The 3,353-nt window shown below is 71.6% G+C and carries 5 protein-coding genes; 3 read left to right on the top strand and 2 right to left on the bottom strand.

What is annotated here, in order from left to right; translation table 11 throughout:
- Nucleotides 1–91: 91 nt before the first annotated feature.
- The gene (folP, locus tag ACWGH4_RS33150) at nucleotides 92–952 is read right to left on the bottom strand and encodes a dihydropteroate synthase (RefSeq protein ID WP_307708136.1); all 861 of its coding nucleotides are present in this window, start codon (nucleotides 950–952) and stop codon (nucleotides 92–94) included.
- A gap of 133 nt (nucleotides 953–1,085) precedes the next feature.
- Here folP and ACWGH4_RS33145 point away from each other — a divergent pair, with 133 nt between their 5' ends.
- Nucleotides 1,086–1,439: a DivIVA domain-containing protein gene (locus tag ACWGH4_RS33145; protein ID WP_441264045.1), complete on the top strand. Its 354-nt coding sequence runs from the start codon at nucleotides 1,086–1,088 to the stop codon at nucleotides 1,437–1,439.
- 5 nt (nucleotides 1,440–1,444) lie between these two features.
- Nucleotides 1,445–2,029: a DNA-3-methyladenine glycosylase I gene (locus tag ACWGH4_RS33140; protein WP_453467374.1), complete on the top strand. Its 585-nt coding sequence runs from the start codon at nucleotides 1,445–1,447 to the stop codon at nucleotides 2,027–2,029.
- Nucleotides 2,030–2,050: 21 nt separating this feature from the next.
- Here the strand turns inward: ACWGH4_RS33140 and chcB are convergent, their stop codons facing one another.
- Nucleotides 2,051–2,851, bottom strand: a complete 801-nt coding sequence (chcB, locus tag ACWGH4_RS33135) for a 2-cyclohexenylcarbonyl CoA isomerase (RefSeq protein WP_453467372.1) — start codon at nucleotides 2,849–2,851, stop codon at nucleotides 2,051–2,053.
- Between the two features lie 311 nt (nucleotides 2,852–3,162).
- Between chcB and ACWGH4_RS33130 the strand changes: the two genes are divergently transcribed.
- Entirely contained in the window at nucleotides 3,163–3,330 is a 168-nt protein-coding gene (locus tag ACWGH4_RS33130) for a DUF3117 domain-containing protein (protein ID WP_003966491.1), read from the top strand.
- The last annotated feature ends 23 nt before the right edge of the window (nucleotides 3,331–3,353 follow it).

Raw genomic sequence — 3,353 nt, 5'->3', positions numbered from 1 at the left:
GCGCGGGGTCCTGGCCGCGCCCTTCGGGCCGTCCTGGCGGCGCCGTCCCGGGCTGCCCGGCCGGCGCCGCCTGCGCGTCCGGCTCCGCTTCTCAGGCGAGACCGCGGCGGGCGACCGCCGGCGGACGGTGGCCCGCGATCGAGGCCACCATGTCCAGGACCTGCTTGGTCTCCGCCACCTCGTGCACGCGGTAGACCTGAGCGCCCAGCCAGGCGGACACCGCCGTGGTCGCCAGGGTCCCCAGCACCCGCTCCTTGACCGGCTTGTCGAGGGTCTCCCCGACGAAGTCCTTGTTGGACAGCGACACCAGCACCGGCCAGCCGGTCTCCGTCATCTCCCCGAGCCGACGGGTCGCCTCCAGGCTGTGCCGGGTGTTCTTGCCGAAGTCGTGCCCGGGATCGATCATGATCCCGTCCCTGCGGACACCGAGCCCGACCGCCCGCTCCGCCAGCGCGAGCGTGACGCGGAGAATGTCCGCCATCACGTCGTCGTACGCGACCCGGTGCGGACGCGTGCGCGGTTCGGCCCCGCCCGCGTGGGTGCACACCAGGCCGGCCCCGTACCGTGCGGCGACCTCCGCCAGCTTCGGGTCCACGCCGCCCCACGCGTCGTTCAGCACGTCGGCGCCCGCCTCGCAGACCGCCGCGCCCACGTCGTGGCGCCAGGTGTCGACACTGATCACCACGTCCGGGTGGCGTCGCCGCACCTCGGCCACGAAACCGACCGTGCGCCGCGCCTCCTCCTCGGCGGACACCTCCTCGCCGGGACCGGCCTTCACCCCGCCGATGTCGATGATGGCGGCGCCCTCGGCCACCGCCTGCTCGACGCGGGACAGGGCGGGCTCGTCCCGGAACGTCGCGCCCTGGTCGTAGAAGGAGTCGGGCGTCCGGTTCACGATCGCCATGATCACCGGCTCGTGCGCGTCGAACTCGCGCCGTCCCAGCCGCAGCATCCGCTGTTTCCTCCTCAGGTCGTTCGCCTGCGACCCTAGCTGTCGGTGCCCCGTGGCACGATCAGCGGTGGACGGTTTTCCGCTCGGGTAAGTTCCCCGGGGACGTACGGGAAGTTCGGGGAGAGGGTCGCTCGTGTTCTGGTTCTTGCTGATCGCGATGGTCGTGGTCATCGCGGCGGTCACGCTCGTGGTGGTCGGCGGCAGTGACAGTGCGGCACTGCCGGAGGCCCCGCCGGAGCAGCTGGTGGACCCGCTGCCGCCCGGCCGCCCCGTCGGCCGCGCCGACGTCGAGGCCCTCCGCCTCCCGGTCGGCCTGCGCGGCTACCGGATGATGGACGTGGACGAGGTGCTCGACCGCCTCGGCGCGGAGCTCGCCGAGCGGGACGCGCGCATCGCCGAACTGGAGTCCGCGCTCGCCGGGGCCCAGGCCACCGCGGTGGGCCGGCAGGACATGTTCACCAAGCCCGGAGAGGAATCGGACCGGTGACCGTGGTGACCGGCGCCGCCGTGCCGGGCCCGGACGGCAGGCTCCGCTGCCCCTGGGGACTGTCCACCGCCGACTACGTCACGTACCACGACGAGGAGTGGGGCCGCCCGGTCCACGGCGACGACGCCCTCTTCGAACGGCTCTGCCTGGAGGCCTTCCAGTCCGGGCTGTCCTGGATCACGATCCTGCGCCGCAGGGAAGGCTTCCGCAGCGCGTTCGACGGCTTCAAGATCGCTTCGGTGGCCGCGTTCACCGAGGCCGACGAGCAGCGCCTGCTCGCCGACCCCGGCATCATCCGCAACCGCGCCAAGATCCGGGCGACCCTCGCCAACGCGCAGGTGCTCGCCGACTGGCCGGCCGGCGAGCTCGACGACCTGATCTGGTCGTACGCGCCCGGCCCGGCGCGGTCGGCACCCCGCACGATCGCCGACGTACCGGCCGTCACCGACGAGTCCGCCGCTCTGGCCAAGGCGCTCAAGAAGCGCGGACTGCGCTTCGTGGGCCCGACGACGGCGTACGCCCTGATGCAGGCCTGCGGGCTCGTCGACGACCACCTCGCCGACTGCGTGGCGCGCGGCGGCGGCCGCTGACGCCACGCCGTACCGGACGGCTCAGCGGCCGAGGTACTTGGGCGTCTCCTTGGCCAGGAACGCCTGCACCGCGATCGCGTGGTCCTCCGAGGCGCCCGCCTTCGCCTGCAGCTCCTCCTCCTTGTCCAGCGCCTCGCTCAGCGAACGGTCCGCGCCGTAGGCCATCGACTCCTTCAGCGCGGCATAGGCGAGCGTGGGCCCGTCGGCCAGCGCGCGGGCCACGGCCGCGGCCTCGGCGGCCAGCTCGTCCGCCGGGACGAGCTTGTTCGCGATGCCCCAGTCGTACGCCTCCTGCGCGGAGAACGAGCGGGGGAACAGCAGCAGGTCGGCGGCGCGGCTCTGCCCGATCAGGCGGGGCAGCGTCCAGGACACACCGGAGTCGGCGGTGAGGGCCACACCCGCGAACGACGTCGTGAACTTGGCCGTGTCGGCGACGACCCGGTAGTCGGCGGCCAGAGCGAACCCGAGGCCGGCACCGGCGGCCACACCGTTGACCCCGGCGACGACCGGCTTCTGCATCCCGGTCAGCGCCCGGACGATCGGGTTGTAGTGCTCGCGCACGGTACTCATGGTCCCGCCGCTGCCGGACTCCCGGTCGGCGGCGAGCAGGGACACGTGCTCCTTGAGGTCCTGGCCGACGCAGAACGCTTTCCCGGTGGCGGTCAGCAGCACCGCGCGCACCGCCGGGTCGGCGGCCGCAGCCTGTACGGCGTCCCGCAGGGCCACCTTCGCGTCGACGTTCATCGCGTTCATGGCCTCGGGCCGGTTGATCGTGATCGTCGCGAGTCCGTCGTTCACGTCGTACAGCACGGAGTCGGCCATGGCGGGTCCCCTTAGTGGTTCTGACAGCAGTGTCGAGCCCAGCATGACGGAGATCATCGGGTGTGCACATGTGACCTGCGTCAAACAAACTCCGTGGGGCGCCTGGGGAGCGGCGGCGAAGTATCGCAGGCACATCGCCGAATTGAGTGGTTTTGAGAGAGCGCGTTGCGCAAGCGATGCCGACTGATGTTGGTCTTTGGGTCCCGCCATGCGGGATAATGACCTGGAAGCAATGTGTTCGATGCCGGTGACACAGCACCTCTCACGGGGCCGCCGGCTGCGATGAGCTGGTTTCAGGAAGGGGAACGAGCATGGCGGCCATGAAGCCGCGGACGGGCGACGGCCCGCTCGAGGTGACAAAGGAGGGGCGGGGCATCGTCATGCGCGTTCCGCTCGAAGGCGGCGGTCGGCTTGTCGTCGAACTGACTCCGGACGAAGCCGATGCACTCGGTGACGCCCTGAAGAAGGTCGTCGGCTGACGCGCCCTGATTTTCCACTGCCC

The sequence above is a fragment of the Streptomyces sp. NPDC054847 genome (genome assembly GCF_053610925.1).
The sequence above is the reverse complement of the archived record's forward strand: the minus strand, read 5'-3'. Positions and strand labels throughout refer to the sequence as shown.

Bases quoted from the DNA above. Each gene is read 5' to 3' on its own strand.
- folP (WP_307708136.1), bottom strand. From the start codon at position 952: ATGCTGCGGCTGGGACGGCGCGAGTTCGACGCGCACGAGCCGGTGATC.
- chcB (WP_453467372.1), bottom strand. From the start codon at position 2,851: ATGGCCGACTCCGTGCTGTACGACGTGAACGACGGACTCGCGACGATC.
- ACWGH4_RS33130 (WP_003966491.1), top strand. From the start codon at position 3,163: ATGGCGGCCATGAAGCCGCGGACGGGCGACGGCCCGCTCGAGGTGACA.